Raw genomic sequence first — 17,262 nt, forward strand, 5'->3', positions numbered from 1 at the left:
GTGCGCGCCCGCGGCCGGCACCTTTCCCAGTTTCAAGCCCCAGGAAGAGACATGCCTCCGAAGAAGAAGCTCGTCAAGACTTTCACGCTTCAGCTGCCGGCGGGCCAGGCCACTCCGGCGCCGCCGGTCGGCCCCGCGCTCGGCCAGCACGGCGTGAACATCATGGAGTTCTGCAAGTCCTACAACGCGCAGACCGAGTCCCAGCGGGGCGACATCGTCCCCGCCGAGATCAGCGTCTACGAGGACCGCAGCTTCACCTTCGTGCTGAAGACCCCGCCCGCCGCCCGGCTGCTGATCAAGGCCGCCGGCGTGCAGAAGGGCTCGGGCGTCCCGCACAAGGAGAAGGTCGGCTCGGTCAGCCGCGCCCAGGTGCGTGAGATCGCCGAGAAGAAGATGGCCGACCTCAACGCCAACGACATCGACCAGGCTGAGAAGATCATCGCCGGCACCGCCCGGTCGATGGGCCTCAACGTCACCGACTGACCTCGGTAACCACCGGATCCAGTTCGTGGGAGGGCGCGCGGACCCCGCGGCCCGCCATAGACCACAGGAGTACGCAGAAAATGCAGCGCAGCAAGAGCTACCGCAAGGCCGCCGAGGTCATCGACCGGTCGAAGCTCTACACCCCCGCCGAGGCCGTGAAGCTGGCCAAGGACACCACCACCGCCAAGTTCGACGCCACGGTCGAGGTCGCCATGCGCCTCGGCGTCGACCCCCGCAAGGCGGACCAGATGGTCCGTGGCGTGGTCAACCTGCCGCACGGCACCGGTAAGACCGCCCGTGTGATCGTCTTCGCCGCTGGCGCGAAGGCCGAGGAGGCCGCTGGCGCCGGTGCGGACGAGGTGGGCACCGACGAGCTGGTCGCCCGGATCCAGGGCGGTTGGCTCGACTTCGACGCGGCGATCGCCACGCCGGACCAGATGGCCAAGATCGGCCGGATCGCGCGGATCCTGGGCCCGCGCGGTCTCATGCCGAACCCGAAGACCGGCACCGTGACGATGGACGTCGCCAAGGCCGTCGCGGACATCAAGGGCGGCAAGATCACCTTCCGGGTGGACAAGCACTCCAACCTGCACCTGATCATCGGCAAGGCCTCGTTCTCCGAGTCCCAGCTGATCGACAACTACGCGGCGGTCCTCGACGAGGTCCTGCGGGCCAAGCCGTCCGCCGCGAAGGGCAAGTACCTCAAGAAGGTCACCCTGACCACCACCATGGGCCCGGGCGTCCCGGTCGACCCCAACGTGGTGAAGAACCTGCAGGAGGCCCCGGCCGAGGGCTGATCCTCCCGTACCCGTGACGGGGCGTCGCCACATCGTGGCGGCGCCCCGTTCCGTGTGTCTGTGGATGGCAGGCCCGGCGTGTGCCTGGAGGACATCTGGCGGGCCACCGGGTGCCCGTTCCGGTCCTCAGTCCACGCCGCCGCGTCCGCCGGCGCCTGTCCGTCCTCCGGGCACACGACGGCCACGGGCGGGAGCGCCGCGAGAGTGCGGCGTCGGCCTGGGCGGGCGTGGCGGCCAGGCGGTGACTGCCCCGCTGCGGCTGTCGGCTGTCCCGTGGTGCCCTGGTGCTCCCCGGCTGCGGCTGGCAGCCTCCTGCGCTGCCCGTGCTACCTCCGCTGCGGCCGGTGGCCTTCGTGTTGCCCGTGCTGCCTCCGCTGCGGCCGGTGGCCTTCGTGTTGCCCGTGCTGCCTCGCTGCCGCTGGCGCCCTCTACGCAGCCGCGCTGCTTCCGCTGCCGCTCGGTCGGCCTCCTGCCTGCCAAGCGGGCGCTGGCTGCGGCGGGGAGTGACCGAGACACGCGATCCTCGCCGGTGTGACGTGGCGCACCGGGGGCGATTTGGTGGTCGCGGGGGCGCTCGCGTAACCTGGGCCGCGAAGTTCCACCCAGAGACCGCTGGTCACCGTGCCCCGGCACGGTCGAAGGTCCCGCGACTACGGGCGACCCGCGCAGGGCGGTAAGCGAAAATCGGTGCTGAGCATGGTCCGCGACCGTGCCCGTGTGCCGGCCCTCGCCCCGTGCGCCCTGCGCCGGGGCTTTTCTCGTTGTCGTGGCGCCTGCGCTCCCGTCGAAAGCTCCGGCCGACGACGGTGACCGGCCTCGAGTAACGAGAGAGGAGGGACATGGCGGACAAGCCGATCCGGGCCGACAAGGCCACGGCCGTCGCTGAGCTGACCGAGAGCTTCCGCAACGCGGGTGCCACGGTGCTGACCGAGTACCGCGGTCTGACGGTTTCCCAGCTCACCCAGCTGCGGCGCTCGCTCGGCAAGGAGACCAGCTACACGGTCGCGAAGAACACGCTGGCGAAGCGTGCCGCGACGGACGCTGGTATCTCCGGCCTCGACGAGATGTTCACCGGTCCTACCGCGCTGACTTTCGTTTCGGGCGACGTCGTCGAGGCGGCGAAGGGGCTTCGCGACTTCGCGAAGGCCAACCCGAAGCTCGTCATCAAGGGCGGCGTCTTCGAGGGCAGGGCCATCACCGCGGCCGAGGTCACGAAGCTCGCCGACCTGGAGTCCCGCGAGGTGCTGCTGGCCAAGCTGGCCGGCGCGATGAAGGGCAACCTGAGCAAGGCCGCGGCCCTGTTCCAGGCCCCGCTGTCGAAGACCGCCCGCCTGGCGGCCGCCCTGCAGGACAAGCGCGAGAAGGAGGGCGCCGAGGCGGCCTGAGGCCCCGCGGCGCACCCAGTTCTTACCTAACAGATTCAGGAAAGGACGCCAGACATGGCGAAGCTCAGCACCGACGAGCTGCTCGACGCGTTCAAGGAGATGACGCTGATCGAGCTCTCCGAGTTCGTGAAGCAGTTCGAGGAGACCTTCGAGGTCACCGCCGCGGCTCCGGCCGCGATGATGGTCGCCGGCCCGGGTGGCGGCACCGCTGCGGCCGAGGCCGAGCCGGAGAAGGACGAGTTCGACGTCATCCTCGAGGCTGACGGCGGCAAGAAGATCCAGGTCATCAAGGTCGTGCGCGAGCTGACTGGCCTGGGCCTCAAGGAGGCCAAGGACCTGGTCGAGGCCGCTCCGAAGGCCGTCCTGGAGAAGGCCAACAAGGAGACCGCCGACAAGGCCAAGGCCAAGCTCGAGGGCGAGGGCGCCAAGGTCACCCTCAAGTGACCTGACGCACCACCACGGCGCGTCCGGCTCGGGTGAGCCCGGGCACATCGCGTCACGGCGGGCGGTGATCCGACACCGGATCACCGCCCGCCGTCTTGGTGGATTCGGCGGCAGGCGCGGTGAGCAGGGCTTTGACGCTCCGGAACGGTCGGCGGCGGTAGCCCGTCGGTGGGAAAGACGCGGCGACCCGGATGCCGGGCCTTGACGCGGCCCCGGCCTGACAGGCACGCTGACACAGCAAGACCTTCCGCGCTTGCAACGGCCACCACTTGGGTAATGGCAGCGGCGACATCGTCGGCTGCGAGCACCTGAGCGGCCCGGCAGGAACGTCGCGTTCCGAGCGGCCCGGTGAGACCCCGTTCGAGGAGGTCCCGAGGCACGTTCCGCGACGACCTGCGGGGTGGGCTGGACAGCGGTTAGCCTCTCGGCTACACTGCTAGTTTGCGCTGCCTTCCGACTTGACCCCTGCTCGGAAATGTCCGGTTACGGATATTTCTGGTGGGGTCATTGGAGTGCACGCGTACCAGCCGTTCTGCAGCACCGGTCCTCGGAAGGACGCATCTTGGCAGCTTCCCGCCCTGCGAAGACCAGTCGTACGTCGAGCGCATTCGCTCCCCGCCGAGTTTCATTCGGCAGGATCACCGAACACCTCGAGGTCCCCAACCTCCTCGCCATCCAGAACGAGTCCTTCGACTGGCTCGTCGGCAACGAGGCTTGGCAGGGCCGGTCGGCGGACGACCCGCACGCACGCTCGGGTCTCGCGGAGATCCTCGACGAGATCAGTCCCATTGAGGACTTCTCCGGCACCATGTCGCTCTCCTTCTCGGCTCCGCGCTTCGACGAGGTCAAGGCCTCGATCGAGGAGTGCAAGGAGAAGGACCTGACCTACTGCGCCCCGCTGTTCGTGACCGCGGAGTTCACCAACAACACCACCGGCGAGATCAAGAGCCAGACGGTGTTCATGGGTGACTTCCCGATGATGACGCCGAAGGGCACCTTCATCATCAACGGCACCGAGCGCGTCGTCGTCAGCCAGCTCGTCCGGTCCCCGGGCGTCTACTTCGACAAGCAGCCGGACAAGACCTCCGACCGCGACCTCACCAGCGTCAAGGTCATTCCCAGCCGGGGCGCCTGGCTGGAGTTCGACATCGACAAGCGCGACACGGTCGGCGTCCGCATCGACCGCAAGCGCCGGCAGGCCGTCACCGTCCTGCTCAAGGCCGTCGGTTGGTCCGCCGAGCGCATCCGCGAGCGGTTCGGCTGGTCCGAGCTGATGATGACCACGCTCGAGAAGGACCACATCGCCGGCGCCGACGAGGCGTTGCTCGACATCTACCGGAAGCTCCGCCCTGGCGAGCCGCCGACCCGCGAGAACGCCCAGACCCTGCTCGACAACCTCTTCTTCAACCCGAAGCGGTACGACGTCGCCAAGGTCGGTCGTTACAAGTTCAACAAGAAGCTCGAGCTGGAGGTGCCGATCACGACCGGCACCCTGACCGAGGACGACATCGTCGCCACCGTGGAGTACCTCTGCCGGCTGCACGCCGGTGAGGACGGCTACGAGGCCGACGACATCGACCACTTCGGCAACCGGCGCCTGCGTACCGTGGGTGAGCTGATCCAGAACCAGGTCCGGGTCGGTCTGTCCCGGATGGAGCGCGTCGTCCGTGAGCGGATGACCACCCAGGACGTCGAGGCGATCACGCCGCAGACCCTGATCAACATCCGCCCGGTGGTGGCGGCGATCAAGGAGTTCTTCGGCACCTCGCAGCTGTCCCAGTTCATGGACCAGACCAACCCGCTGGCGGGCCTGACCCACCGGCGCAGGCTGAGCGCGCTCGGCCCGGGTGGTCTGTCCCGGGAGCGGGCCGGCTTCGAGGTCCGCGACGTGCACCCGTCCCACTACGGCCGGATGTGCCCGATCGAGACGCCGGAAGGCCCGAACATCGGTCTGATCGGCGCGCTGTCCACCTTCGCCCGGGTCAACCCGTTCGGCTTCATCGAGACGCCGTACCGGAAGGTCGTCGACGGTCGGGTCACCGACCAGATCGACTACCTGACCGCGGACGAGGAGGACCGGTTCGTCAAGGCGCAGGCCAACGCGCCGTTGAAGGCCGACGGCACGTTCGCCGAGGACCGGGTCCTGTGCCGTCGTAAGGGCGGCGAGACCGAGGACGTGGTGCCGAGCGCCGTCGACTACATGGACGTGTCGCCGCGGCAGATGACGTCGGTCGCGACCGCCATGATCCCGTTCCTCGAGCACGACGACGCCAACCGGGCACTGATGGGCGCGAACATGCAGCGCCAGGCGGTGCCGCTGGTCAAGGCCGAGTCCCCGCTCGTCGGTACCGGCATGGAGTACCGCGCCGCCGTCGACGCCGGTGACGTGGTCGTCGCCGAGGTCGGCGGCGTCATCGAGGACCTCTGCGCCGACTACATCACCATCCACCAGGACGACGGCCACCGCCGCACGTACCTGCTGCACAAGTTCCGCCGCTCCAACGCCGGCTCCTGCGTCAACCAGAAGCCGGTCGTCTTCGAGGGCGACCGCGTCGAGGCCGGTCAGGTCATCGCCGACGGTCCGTGCACCGACGAGGGCGAGATGGCGCTCGGGCGCAACCTGCTCGTGGCGTTCATGTGCTGGGAGGGCCACAACTACGAGGACGCGATCATCCTGTCGCAGCGCCTCGTGCAGCAGGACGTGCTCACCTCGATCCACATCGAGGAGCACGAGGTCGACGCCCGGGACACCAAGCTCGGCCCGGAGGAGATCACCCGCGACATCCCGAACGTCAGCGAGGAGATGCTCGCCGACCTCGACGAGCGCGGCATCATCCGGATCGGCGCCGAGGTCGTCCCCGGTGACATCCTGGTCGGCAAGGTCACGCCCAAGGGCGAGACCGAGCTGACCCCGGAGGAGCGGCTGCTCCGCGCGATCTTCGGTGAGAAGGCGCGCGAGGTCCGCGACACCTCGCTGAAGGTGCCGCACGGCGAGACCGGCACGGTCATCGGCGTGCGTACCTTCTCCCGCGAGGACGGCGACGAGCTGCCGCCGGGCGTCAACGAGCTGGTCCGGGTCTACGTCGCCCAGAAGCGGAAGATCCAGGACGGCGACAAGCTCGCCGGCCGGCACGGCAACAAGGGCGTCATCTCCAAGATCCTGCCGATCGAGGACATGCCGTTCCTGGAGGACGGCACGCCCGTCGACATCGTGCTCAACCCGCTGGGTGTGCCGTCCCGGATGAACATCGGCCAGGTGCTGGAGACGCACCTCGGCTGGGTGGCGAAGACGGGGTGGAGCGTCGACGGCGACGACGCCGAGTGGAAGCGCCAGCTGCGCTCCATCGAAGCGCACGAGTCGGAGCCGGACACCAACGTGGCCACGCCGGTCTTCGACGGTGCCCGCGAGGAGGAGATCTCCGGCCTGCTGGCGTCGACCCTGCCCAACCGGGACGGCAAGCAGCTCATCGGCTCCTCCGGCAAGGCGCAGCTGTTCGACGGCCGCTCCGGCGAGCCGCTGCCGGACCCGATCGCGGTCGGCTACATCTACATCCTCAAGCTCAACCACCTGGTCGACGACAAGATCCACGCCCGGTCGACCGGTCCGTACTCGATGATCACGCAGCAGCCGCTGGGTGGTAAGGCGCAGTTCGGTGGTCAGCGCTTCGGTGAGATGGAGTGCTGGGCGATGCAGGCGTACGGCGCCGCCTACGCCCTGCAGGAGCTGCTGACGATCAAGTCCGACGACGTCCTCGGCCGGGTCAAGGTCTACGAGGCCATCGTCAAGGGCGAGAACATCCCGGAGCCCGGCATCCCGGAGTCGTTCAAGGTGCTGCTCAAGGAGCTGCAGTCGCTGTGCCTCAACGTCGAGGTGCTCTCCAGCGACGGCGTGGCCCTGGAGATGCGCGAGACCGACGACGAGGTGTTCCGCGCCGCGGAGGAGCTGGGCATCGACCTGTCCCGGCGCGAGCCGAGCTCGGTCGAAGAGGTCTGAGGTGGTGGTTCGGGGCAGGGTCACCCTGCCCCGGACCCCGCTGGTTAGCTAGCAGTACAGACGACGACATAGGGGACATAGTGCTCGACGTCAACTTCTTCGACGAGCTGCGCATTGGCCTCGCCACCGCCGACGACATCCGTCAGTGGTCCCACGGTGAGGTCAAGAAGCCTGAAACGATCAACTACCGCACCCTGAAGCCGGAAAAGGACGGGCTCTTCTGCGAGAAGATCTTCGGTCCGCAGCGCGACTGGGAGTGCTACTGCGGTAAGTACAAGCGGGTCCGGTTCAAGGGCATCATCTGCGAGCGCTGCGGCGTCGAGGTGACCCGGTCGAAGGTCCGCCGCGAGCGGATGGGCCACATCGAGCTCGCCGCACCGGTGACCCACATCTGGTACTTCAAGGGCGTGCCGAGCCGGCTGGGCTACCTGCTGGACCTCGCCCCCAAGGACCTCGAAAAGATCATCTACTTCGCCTCGTACGTCGTGACCAGCGTGGACGCGGAGTCGCGTCACCGTGACCTCTCGACGATCGAGAACGAGATCCTGGCCGAGAAGCGGCAGGCGGAGAACAGCCGCGACTCGGAGATCGAGAAGCGGGCCACCAAGCTCGAGGCCGACCTGGCCGAGCTGGAGGCCGAGGGTGCCAAGGCGGACGTCCGGCGCAAGGTCAAGGAGGGCGGAGAGCGCGAGATGCGCCAGATCCGCGACCGGGCCCAGCGCGAGATCGACCGCCTGGACGAGGTGCTGGACACCTTCCGCAAGCTGGAGCCGAAGCAGCTCGTCACCGACGAGTTGCTCTACCGCGAACTGCGGGACCGCTTCGGCGAGTACTTCACCGGCGGCATGGGCGCGGAGGCCATCAAGGCGTTGGTCCAGAACATGGACCTCGACGCCGAGGCCGAGAACCTGCGCGAGACCATCCGCTCCGGCAAGGGTCAGCGGAAGATCCGGGCGCTCAAGCGGCTCAAGGTCGTCGCGGCGTTCCTGAACACCCGCAACTCGCCGCTCGGCATGGTGCTCGACTGCGTGCCGGTCATCCCGCCGGACCTGCGCCCGATGGTGCAGCTGGACGGTGGCCGCTTCGCGACCTCCGACCTGAACGACCTGTACCGCCGCGTGATCAACCGGAACAACCGCCTCAAGCGGCTGATCGACCTCGGCGCGCCCGAGATCATCGTCAACAACGAGAAGCGGATGCTCCAGGAGGCCGTCGACGCGCTGTTCGACAACGGCCGCCGCGGTCGTCCGGTCACCGGGCCGGGTAACCGCCCGCTGAAGTCGCTGTCCGACATGCTCAAGGGCAAGCAGGGCCGGTTCCGGCAGAACCTGCTGGGCAAGCGCGTCGACTACTCCGGCCGTTCGGTCATCGTCGTCGGCCCGAAGCTCAAGCTGCACCAGTGCGGCCTGCCCAAGCAGATGGCGCTGGAGCTGTTCAAGCCCTTCGTGATGAAGCGGCTGGTCGACCTCAACCACGCGCAGAACATCAAGTCCGCCAAGCGGATGGTCGAGCGGCAGCGCCCGGTCGTGTGGGACGTGCTGGAAGAGGTCATCGGCGAGCACCCGGTCCTGCTGAACCGGGCGCCGACCCTGCACCGCCTGGGCATCCAGGCCTTCGAGCCGCAGCTCGTCGAGGGCAAGGCCATCCAGATCCACCCGCTGGTCTGCACCGCGTTCAACGCCGACTTCGACGGTGACCAGATGGCGGTGCACGTGCCGCTGTCCGCCGAGGCCCAGGCCGAGGCGCGGATCCTGATGCTGTCGTCGAACAACATCCTCAAGCCGGCCGACGGCAAGCCGGTCACCATGCCCACCCAGGACATGGTCATCGGTCTCTACCACCTCACCCACCTCACCGCGGGTGAGAAGGGCGAGGGCCGGGTGTTCAGCTCGGACGCCGAGGCGCGGATGGCGTACGACAACGGCGAGCTGCACCTGCAGGCCCCGGTGAAGATCCGTCTGCGGGGCGTGGTCGGGGTCGACAACGGCGCCGGCGCCGAGGCCTGGAGCGCCCCGGAGGGCTGGGTCGAGGGCGAGCCGCTGACCGTGGAGACGACCCTCGGTCGGGTGCTGTTCAACGAGACGCTGCCGCAGGGCTACCGCTTCGTGAACTACGAGATCCGCAAGGGTCAGCTCTCCGCGATCGTCAACGACCTCGCCGAGCGCTTCCCCAAGGTGGCGCTGGCCGCCACCCTGGACGGGCTCAAGGAGGCCGGCTTCCACTGGGCCACCTGGTCCGGCGTGACGATCGGCATGGAGGACGTCATCGCCCCGCCGCGCAAGCGGGAGATCCTGGAGCGGTACGAGAAGGAAGCCGACCAGATCGACAAGCAGTACCAGCGCGGTCTGATGACGCCGGAGGAGCGCCGCGGCGAGCTCATCCAGATCTGGACCAAGGCGACCAACGAGGTCGCCAAGGAGATGGACACCGCTCTGCCGCAGGAGAACCCGCTGTGGAAGATGATCAACTCGGGCGCCCGCGGTAACCTCCTCCAGCTCCGGCAGATCGCGGCGATCCGTGGTCTGGTGGCCAACCCGAAGGGCGAGATCATCCCGCGGCCGATCAAGGCCAGCTACCGGGAGGGTCTGTCTGTGCTGGAGTACTTCATCTCCACGCACGGTGCCCGTAAGGGCCTCGCGGACACCGCCCTGCGTACCGCCGACTCGGGTTACCTGACCCGTCGTCTGGTGGACGTCTCGCAGGACGTCATCATCCGCGAGGAGGACTGCGGCACCGACCGCGCCATCCCGATGCAGATCGGGGAGCGGCTCGACGGCAAGCTCGTCGTGCACGAGCACGCCGAGACCAGCGTGCACGCCCGGACGCTGGCCGACGACATCAAGGGGCCGGACGGCGTCGTCGTCGCCGAGCGGGGCCAGGACATCAACTCCGTCCTGGTCGACAAGATCGTCGCCGCCGGTACGGAGACGGTGCGGGTGCGCAGCGTGCTCACCTGCGAGTCGAAGCTGGGCGTCTGCGGGGCGTGCTACGGCCGCTCGCTGCCGACCGGCAAGACCGTGGACGTCGGCGAGGCGGTCGGCATCATCGCCGCCCAGTCGATCGGTGAGCCGGGCACCCAGCTCACGATGCGTACCTTCCACACCGGTGGTGTCGCGGGTGAGGACATCACCCAGGGTCTGCCGCGTGTCACGGAGATCTTCGAGGCCCGGGTCCCGAAGGGCAAGGCGCCCATCGCCGACACCCCTGGCCGGGTCCGGATCGAGGACGGCGAGCGCTCGCGGAAGATCATCGTGGTGCCGGACGACGGCAGCGACGAGATCGTCTACGACAAGATCTCCAAGCGGGTCCGGCTGCGGACCCACGACGGCGGTCACGTCGAGGTCGGCGAGAAGCTCACCGAGGGCACCATCGACCCGCACGAGCTGCTGCGCATCCTCGGCCCGCGCGCGGTCCAGGTCCACCTGACCCAGGAGGTCCAGGAGGTCTACCGCTCGCAGGGTGTGCTCATCCACGACAAGCACATCGAGATCATCATCCGCCAGATGCTCAAGCGGGTGACGGTCATCGACTCCGGCTCGACCGAGTTCCTGCCGGGCGTGCTGGTCGACCGGGCGCTGTTCGAGTCGGAGAACCGCCGACTCGTCTCCGAGGGCGGCGAGCCCGCCGCCGGCCGGCCGGTGCTGATGGGTATCACCAAGGCCTCGCTGGCCACCGACTCCTGGCTCTCGGCGGCCTCCTTCCAGGAGACCACCCGGGTGCTGACCGACGCGGCGATCAACTCGCGCAGCGACTCGCTCGTCGGCCTCAAGGAGAACGTGATCATCGGTAAGCTCATCCCGGCCGGTACGGGCATCAGCAAGTACCGCAACGTCCGGGTCGAGCCGACCGAGGAGGCGAAGGCCAAGGTCTACTCCATGACCGGCTACCCCGAGACCGACTACGGCTTCGGGCCGGCCAGCGGCCAGGCGGTTCCGCTGGACGACTTCGACTTCGGGTCGTACCGCTAACAGCACGATCGACGAGGCCCCCGGCACGTGCCGGGGGCCTCGCCGTGTCCCGGGACCGGGTGGCCCGTGCGGGCGCCGTGGCGCAGCGGGCCGGGGCATGATGGGGGCATGACGACCGCACCCGGGCAGGCGCCCGTCGCCCAGCCGGGGCCGCCCCGCCATCCGCTCGACCCCGATCCGACGCGGGCCACCAAGGCGCGGGCGGTCTTCGCGCTGGGGTTGATGGGCGCGCTGACCGGCCTGTTCATCGGCGGCGTGGTGCCGGCCACGGTGGCGCTCCAGCTCGCCCGCCAGGCGCGTCGGGAGGCGTACGCCTCGGGGGGTTTCCTGACCGGTGCGGCCTGGCTGCGCCGGGGGGAGCGGCTGGCCTGGACGGGCCTGGTGCTGGTGGCCGTCAGCCTGGTCGCCGCGGTGGTCCTCGGCGTGGTCCGGCTCGCCGACACGCCCTACGGGCAGGACTTCGCACCCAACGTGGACTGACCGACCGCCGGGGGAACGGTTCGCGCCGGGCGCCGCCCGCCGGACCGTCGGCGGTAGCCTGGCCCGGTGTCCGTCGCGCGGCGGTGGACGCCGCGACGTCGACAGGAGGACCCGTGACGGAACCGGCGCGCCACCCCGGCGGTGATCCCGTGGCGCCCCCCTGGGGTGGCCCGCCGGTGGGCGCGGGCCCGGCGCCGGGTTGGGGCCCGGGGCCGGCTGCCCCGCCTCCGCCTCCGCGCGAGGCCGCCCGGCCGCCGAAGCGGGTCGACCCGGTCGCTGGTACGCCGTTCGGCGTGGTGCATCTCGACGTGCCGCCGGTCACCTCCGGCCTCGCCGTGGGTTCGCTGGTGGCCGGGATCGTCTCGACCCTGGTCTCGATGCTGGTGATCTGCATCGGCGCGGTCGGCGGGGCGGGCGGCGCGTGGGCGGCGGGAGCGTTCACGGTGCTGGGCGTGCTGGCCGGCGCGGGCGCCGTCGTCGCCGGCCTGCTGGGGCTGCGACAGATCCGGCGCCCGGCGGCCCCGCCGGCGGTCCGGTTCTCCGGCCGGGGCCTGGCGCTGGCCGGCGTCTGCTGCGGCGCGGCGGGGCTGTTGCTCAGCCTGTTCGGCTTGGGGCTGGCGTTGCTGCTGGGCCTGGGGTGACCGCTGCGGCGCACCGGGGGAGGTGGCCGCGGTCGTGACGGGGTCGACGGGCTGGTCCGCGGGGAAGCCGGTACACTCGGGTCCGTAGGTGCCCACCACGGGCGGGTAGGCGCGACGGGTTCGATCGGCGGGCGGTGGACGTCCCGCCAGCCGCTCCGTTTTGACCTGTGCGGTTGTGGTAGGTACTCTTTCCCCTTGTGCCCGGGCAAGCCCGGGCGACTCGTGCGTGCGCTGGATCCGGCAATCCGGAGATCCCGTGGGAGCACGACAAAGCCAAAGATCCGGCGCGCGGCCTGCCGTGTGCCGGTGCAAGACCCCGGTCGACACGCGCGAGCGTCGGCGCCGGGACCGTGAGCTGGGCGACACGCCCGACCGCGGGTGCCGGGACCGCCGCGAGGTGGCCCTGGCGGGAATGTAGGAGAGTCGGCCATCAGGTCGGCTACGGCAGACGGTGCGGCCGCCACCAGGCGGTCGAAGGGAGCGGAGAAACCCGGTGCCCACGATCCAGCAGCTGGTCCGAAAGGGCCGCCAGGCGAAGACGAGTAAGACCAAGACCCCGGCGCTGAAGGGTTCCCCTCAGCGGCGCGGCGTGTGCACCCGCGTGTACACCACCACCCCGAAGAAGCCGAACTCGGCGCTGCGCAAGGTCGCTCGTGTCAAGCTCAGCAGCCAGATCGAGGTGACCGCCTACATCCCGGGCGTCGGCCACAACCTGCAGGAGCACTCGATCGTGCTCGTCCGCGGCGGCCGTGTGAAGGACCTCCCCGGCGTGCGTTACAAGATCGTCCGCGGCTCGCTGGACACCCAGGGTGTCCGCAACCGCAAGCAGGCGCGCAGCCGTTACGGCGCGAAGAAGGAGAAGAGCTGACATGCCGCGTAAGGGACCCGCTCCGCGGAAGCCGCTGGTCGCTGACCCGGTGTACAACTCGCCGCTGGTCACCCAGCTGGTGAACAAGATCCTCCTGCGCGGTAAGCGTCAGCTCGCCGAGCGCATCGTCTACGCCGCCCTCGAGGGCTGCCGCGAGAAGTCCGGCACCGACCCGGTCGTCACTCTCAAGCGGGCGATGGACAACGTCAAGCCGACCCTCGAGGTGCGCAGCCGCCGCGTCGGTGGCGCCACCTACCAGGTCCCGGTCGAGGTCCGCCCCGCCCGGGCGACCACCCTGGGCCTGCGCTGGCTGGTCACCTACTCCCGCGCCCGTCGCGAGAAGACCATGGTCGAGCGGCTGATGAACGAGCTGCTGGACGCGAGCAACGGCCTCGGTGCCGCCGTCAAGCGGCGCGAGGACACGCACAAGATGGCCGAGTCCAACAAGGCCTTCGCGCACTACCGCTGGTAACACCCTGGTTCCGGCGCCCTCGTGGCGCCGGAACCGCCACCAGTTGTGTCGAGACGACGATAAGTAGGGATTGAAGTGGCCGCCGCAGACGCGCTCGCCAACGTACGCAACATCGGCATCATGGCCCACATCGATGCCGGTAAGACCACCACCACCGAGCGGATCCTCTTCTACACCGGTATCACGTACAAGATCGGTGAGGTCCATGAGGGCGGTGCCGTCATGGACTGGATGGAGCAGGAGCAGGAGCGTGGTATCACCATCACCTCCGCTGCTACCAAGTGTGAGTGGAAGGGCCACACGATCCAGATCATCGACACGCCCGGCCACGTCGACTTCACGGTCGAGGTCGAGCGGTCGCTGCGGGTGCTGGACGGCGCGGTCGCGGTCTACGACGGCGTCGCCGGCGTGGAGCCGCAGACGGAGAACGTCTGGCGGCAGGCGGACAAGTACAACGTCCCCCGGATGTGCTTCGTCAACAAGCTCGACCGGACCGGTGCCGACTTCTTCCGCTGCGTGCAGATGATGATCGACCGGCTCAACGCCACCCCGCTGGTGCTCCAGATCCCGATCGGCGCCGAGTCCGACTTCATCGGCGTGGTCGACCTGGTCGAGATGCGGGCGCTCACCTGGCGCGGCGAGACCCAGAAGGGTGAGGACTACGCGGTCGAGGAGATCCCGGCCGACCTCGCCGACTCCGCCGCCGAGTGGCGCGAGAAGCTGATGGAGACCCTGGCCGACGTCGACGACGCGGTGATGGAGAAGTACCTGGAGGGCGAGGAGATCTCCGTCGAGGAGATCCGGGCCGCCATCCGTCGGGCCACCATCGCCGGCAAGGCCAACCCGGTCCTCACCGGCACCGCCTTCAAGAACAAGGGCATCCAGCCGATGCTGGACGCGGTCATCGCGTACCTGCCGTCGCCGCTGGACATCCCGGCGATCGAGGGTACGGCCACCGACGGCGAGACCCCGATGCAGCGCAAGCCGTCCAAGTCGGAGCCCTTCTCGGGCCTCGCCTTCAAGATCCAGACGGACAAGCACCTCGGCAAGCTCACCTACGTCCGGATCTACTCCGGCACGCTCGAGTCCGGCTCCCAGGTGGTCAACTCCACCAAGGACCGCAAGGAGCGGATCGGCAAGATCTACCAGATGCACGCCAACAAGCGGGAAGAGCGCAGCTCGGCCCAGGCTGGCGACATCATCGCGGTGCAGGGTCTGAAGCAGACCACCACCGGTGACACGCTGTGCGACCCGGCGAACCCGGTCATCCTGGAGTCGATGACCTTCCCGGAGCCGGTCATCGAGGTCGCCATCGAGCCGAAGACCAAGGCCGACCAGGAGAAGCTCAGCACCGCCATCCAGCGGCTGGCCGAGGAGGATCCGACCTTCCGCGTCAAGCTGGACGACCAGACCGGCCAGACGGTCATCTCCGGCATGGGCGAGCTGCACCTGGACATCCTGGTCGACCGGATGCGCCGCGAGTTCAACGTCGAGGCCAACATCGGTAAGCCGCAGGTGGCGTACCGCGAGACCATCCGCCGCAAGGTGGAGAAGGTCGAGTACACCCACAAGAAGCAGACCGGTGGCTCCGGCCAGTACGCGCGGGTCATCATCAGCGTGGAGCCGCTGCCGCTGGGCAACGACGCGCCGACCTACGAGTTTGCCAACGCGGTGACCGGTGGCCGCATCCCCCGGGAGTTCATCCCGTCGGTGGACGCGGGCGCCCAGGACGCCATGCAGTACGGCATCCTCGCCGGCTTCCCCCTGGTGGGCGTCAAGCTCACCCTGGTGGACGGCCAGTACCACGAGGTCGACTCGTCGGAAATGGCATTCAAGATCGCCGGCTCGATGGCGATGAAGGAGGCGGCCCGCAAGGCCGACCCCGCTCTCCTCGAGCCGATGATGGCCGTTGAGGTCACCACTCCTGAGGAGAACATGGGTGACGTCATCGGCGACCTCAACTCCCGCCGCGGCATCATCCAGGCGATGGAGGAGCGCAGCGGCGCCCGCGTCGTCCGGGCTCTGGTGCCGTTGTCGGAGATGTTCGGCTACGTCGGCGACCTGCGGTCGAAGACCCAGGGCCGGGCTAGCTACAGCATGCAGTTCGACTCCTACGCCGAGGTTCCGTCCTCGGTCGCGAAGGAGATCATCGCCAAGGCGACGGGTGAGTGACCCTCACCTGACGTGACTGATGATCCGGGGCGGTCGCGGGAGGGTGCTCCCGCCCGCGACCACCTCGGTCGGAACGCGTGAGACCGGGCCTGTAGGCTTCATCGCCGCAGAACCCACCAAAGCTCTCCGGCCGTCAGGCCGGAAAGGCTGTCGACAGAGTCCTAAGCGCCGACCGGCGCGCCGGGGCGAACGAACCAAGAAGTCCACAGGAGGACCCAGTGGCGAAGGCGAAGTTCGAGCGGACTAAGCCGCACGTCAACATCGGCACCATTGGTCACATCGACCACGGTAAGACGACGCTGACGGCGGCCATCACCAAGGTCCTGCACGACCAGTACCCGGACCTGAACCCGTACACGCCGTTCGACGAGATCGACAAGGCGCCGGAGGAGAAGGCCCGCGGCATCACGATCTCCATCGCGCACGTCGAGTACCAGACCGAGGCGCGGCACTACGCGCACGTCGACTGCCCCGGTCACGCCGACTACATCAAGAACATGATCACCGGTGCCGCCCAGATGGACGGCGCGATCCTGGTGGTCGCGGCGACCGACGGCCCGATGCCGCAGACCCGCGAGCACGTGCTGCTGGCCCGCCAGGTCGGCGTGCCGTACATCGTCGTGGCGCTCAACAAGAGCGACATGGTCGACGACGAGGAGCTCCTGGAGCTCGTCGAGCTCGAGGTTCGTGAGCTGCTGTCGAACCAGGACTACCCGGGTGACGACCTGCCGGTCGTCCGGGTCTCGGCGCTGAAGGCCCTCGAGGGTGACCCCGAGTGGACCGGCAAGCTGCTGGACCTGATGACCGCGGTCGACACCGCGATCCCGCAGCCGGAGCGCGAGACCGAGAAGCCGTTCCTCATGCCGATCGAGGACGTCTTCACGATCACCGGTCGTGGCACGGTCGTCACCGGTCGCGCGGAGCGCGGCGTGCTCAAGCCGAACGAGGAGGTGGAGATCGTCGGCATCCGCGAGAAGTCGATGAAGACCACCTGCACCGGCATCGAGATGTTCCGCAAGCTGCTCGACGAGGCCCGCGCGGGCGAGAACGTCGGTCTGCTGCTGCGTGGCATCAAGCGCGAGGACGTCGAGCGCGGCATGGTCGTCATCAAGCCGGGCACCACGACCCCGCACACGGAGTTCGAGGCGACGGTCTACATCCTCTCCAAGGAGGAGGGCGGCCGGCACACCCCGTTCTTCCAGAACTACCGTCCGCAGTTCTACTTCCGGACCACGGACGTCACCGGTGTCGTCACCCTCCCCGAGGGCACCGAGATGGTCATGCCGGGTGACAACACCACCATGACGGTGAAGCTGATCCAGCCCATCGCCATGGAGGAGAACCTCAAGTTCGCGATCCGCGAGGGTGGCCGCACCGTCGGCGCCGGGTTCGTCACCAAGATCATCAAGTGAACTAGGTAACCCCGATTAGACCCGCCGCCGGTCGTGCGGCATACTAGTCAGGTTGCGTAACGACAGTTCGCTGCCTGTGTTCGGCTTCCGCTGAACCTCCGGGTGGTAGGACAGTCGAGCGTGGGGTGGTTGGCGGCCCGTCCGCC

Annotated in this window: 12 protein-coding genes; all 12 read left to right on the plus strand. The window is 68.7% G+C overall.

Features of this window, described 5'->3' with window-relative positions:
- The first annotated feature begins 51 nt into the window (after nucleotides 1-51).
- The 12 genes from rplK to tuf all read left to right on the plus strand — a co-directional run bounded on the left by rplK (nucleotide 52) and on the right by tuf (nucleotide 17,116).
- The gene (gene rplK, locus ACGFIG_RS02400; protein ID WP_121399898.1) at nucleotides 52-483 is read left to right on the plus strand and encodes a 50S ribosomal protein L11; all 432 of its coding nucleotides are present in this window, start codon (nucleotides 52-54) and stop codon (nucleotides 481-483) included.
- An 80-nt stretch (nucleotides 484-563) separates the two neighbouring features.
- The gene (gene rplA, locus ACGFIG_RS02405) at nucleotides 564-1,280 is read left to right on the plus strand and encodes a 50S ribosomal protein L1 (RefSeq protein ID WP_392998403.1); all 717 of its coding nucleotides are present in this window, start codon (nucleotides 564-566) and stop codon (nucleotides 1,278-1,280) included.
- Nucleotides 1,281-2,119: 839 nt separating this feature from the next.
- Nucleotides 2,120-2,665: a 50S ribosomal protein L10 gene (gene rplJ, locus ACGFIG_RS02410; RefSeq protein ID WP_392998405.1), complete on the plus strand. Its 546-nt coding sequence runs from the start codon at nucleotides 2,120-2,122 to the stop codon at nucleotides 2,663-2,665.
- A 54-nt stretch (nucleotides 2,666-2,719) separates the two neighbouring features.
- Nucleotides 2,720-3,109, plus strand: coding sequence for a 50S ribosomal protein L7/L12 (gene rplL, locus ACGFIG_RS02415; RefSeq protein ID WP_392998407.1), 390 nt, complete (start codon nucleotides 2,720-2,722; stop codon nucleotides 3,107-3,109).
- 562 nt (nucleotides 3,110-3,671) lie between these two features.
- Nucleotides 3,672-7,103 (plus strand): DNA-directed RNA polymerase subunit beta, encoded by a 3,432-nt coding sequence (locus ACGFIG_RS02420; protein ID WP_392998409.1) that lies wholly within the window; start codon nucleotides 3,672-3,674, stop codon nucleotides 7,101-7,103.
- Nucleotides 7,104-7,183: 80 nt separating this feature from the next.
- Nucleotides 7,184-11,071: a DNA-directed RNA polymerase subunit beta' gene (locus ACGFIG_RS02425; RefSeq protein ID WP_392998411.1), complete on the plus strand. Its 3,888-nt coding sequence runs from the start codon at nucleotides 7,184-7,186 to the stop codon at nucleotides 11,069-11,071.
- Nucleotides 11,072-11,179: 108 nt separating this feature from the next.
- A complete protein-coding gene (locus ACGFIG_RS02430) occupies nucleotides 11,180-11,551 on the plus strand; it encodes a hypothetical protein (RefSeq protein WP_392998413.1) in 372 nt (123 codons plus the stop codon).
- Between the two features lie 293 nt (nucleotides 11,552-11,844).
- On the plus strand, nucleotides 11,845-12,192 hold the full coding sequence (locus ACGFIG_RS02435) for a hypothetical protein (protein WP_392998415.1): 348 nt from the start codon (nucleotides 11,845-11,847) through the stop codon (nucleotides 12,190-12,192).
- A gap of 493 nt (nucleotides 12,193-12,685) precedes the next feature.
- Entirely contained in the window at nucleotides 12,686-13,060 is a 375-nt protein-coding gene (rpsL, locus tag ACGFIG_RS02440) for a 30S ribosomal protein S12 (protein WP_014440718.1), read from the plus strand.
- 1 nt (nucleotide 13,061) lies between these two features.
- The gene (gene rpsG, locus ACGFIG_RS02445) at nucleotides 13,062-13,532 is read left to right on the plus strand and encodes a 30S ribosomal protein S7 (RefSeq protein ID WP_013735957.1); all 471 of its coding nucleotides are present in this window, start codon (nucleotides 13,062-13,064) and stop codon (nucleotides 13,530-13,532) included.
- Between the two features lie 75 nt (nucleotides 13,533-13,607).
- The gene (gene fusA, locus ACGFIG_RS02450; protein WP_392998417.1) at nucleotides 13,608-15,704 is read left to right on the plus strand and encodes an elongation factor G; all 2,097 of its coding nucleotides are present in this window, start codon (nucleotides 13,608-13,610) and stop codon (nucleotides 15,702-15,704) included.
- A 218-nt stretch (nucleotides 15,705-15,922) separates the two neighbouring features.
- Nucleotides 15,923-17,116, plus strand: a complete 1,194-nt coding sequence (gene tuf / locus ACGFIG_RS02455) for an elongation factor Tu (RefSeq protein WP_088998349.1) — start codon at nucleotides 15,923-15,925, stop codon at nucleotides 17,114-17,116.
- Nucleotides 17,117-17,262: the final 146 nt, after the last annotated feature.

This window comes from Micromonospora sp. NPDC049048 (assembly GCF_043197615.1).
Classification (GTDB): domain Bacteria; phylum Actinomycetota; class Actinomycetes; order Mycobacteriales; family Micromonosporaceae; genus Micromonospora.

Bases quoted from the DNA above. Each gene is read 5' to 3' on its own strand.
- rplA (WP_392998403.1), top strand. From the start codon at position 564: ATGCAGCGCAGCAAGAGCTACCGCAAGGCCGCCGAGGTCATCGACCGG.
- rplK (WP_121399898.1), top strand. From the start codon at position 52: ATGCCTCCGAAGAAGAAGCTCGTCAAGACTTTCACGCTTCAGCTGCCG.
- rplL (WP_392998407.1), top strand. From the start codon at position 2,720: ATGGCGAAGCTCAGCACCGACGAGCTGCTCGACGCGTTCAAGGAGATG.
- ACGFIG_RS02430 (WP_392998413.1), top strand. From the start codon at position 11,180: ATGACGACCGCACCCGGGCAGGCGCCCGTCGCCCAGCCGGGGCCGCCC.
- rpsG (WP_013735957.1), top strand. From the start codon at position 13,062: ATGCCGCGTAAGGGACCCGCTCCGCGGAAGCCGCTGGTCGCTGACCCG.
- rplJ (WP_392998405.1), top strand. From the start codon at position 2,120: ATGGCGGACAAGCCGATCCGGGCCGACAAGGCCACGGCCGTCGCTGAG.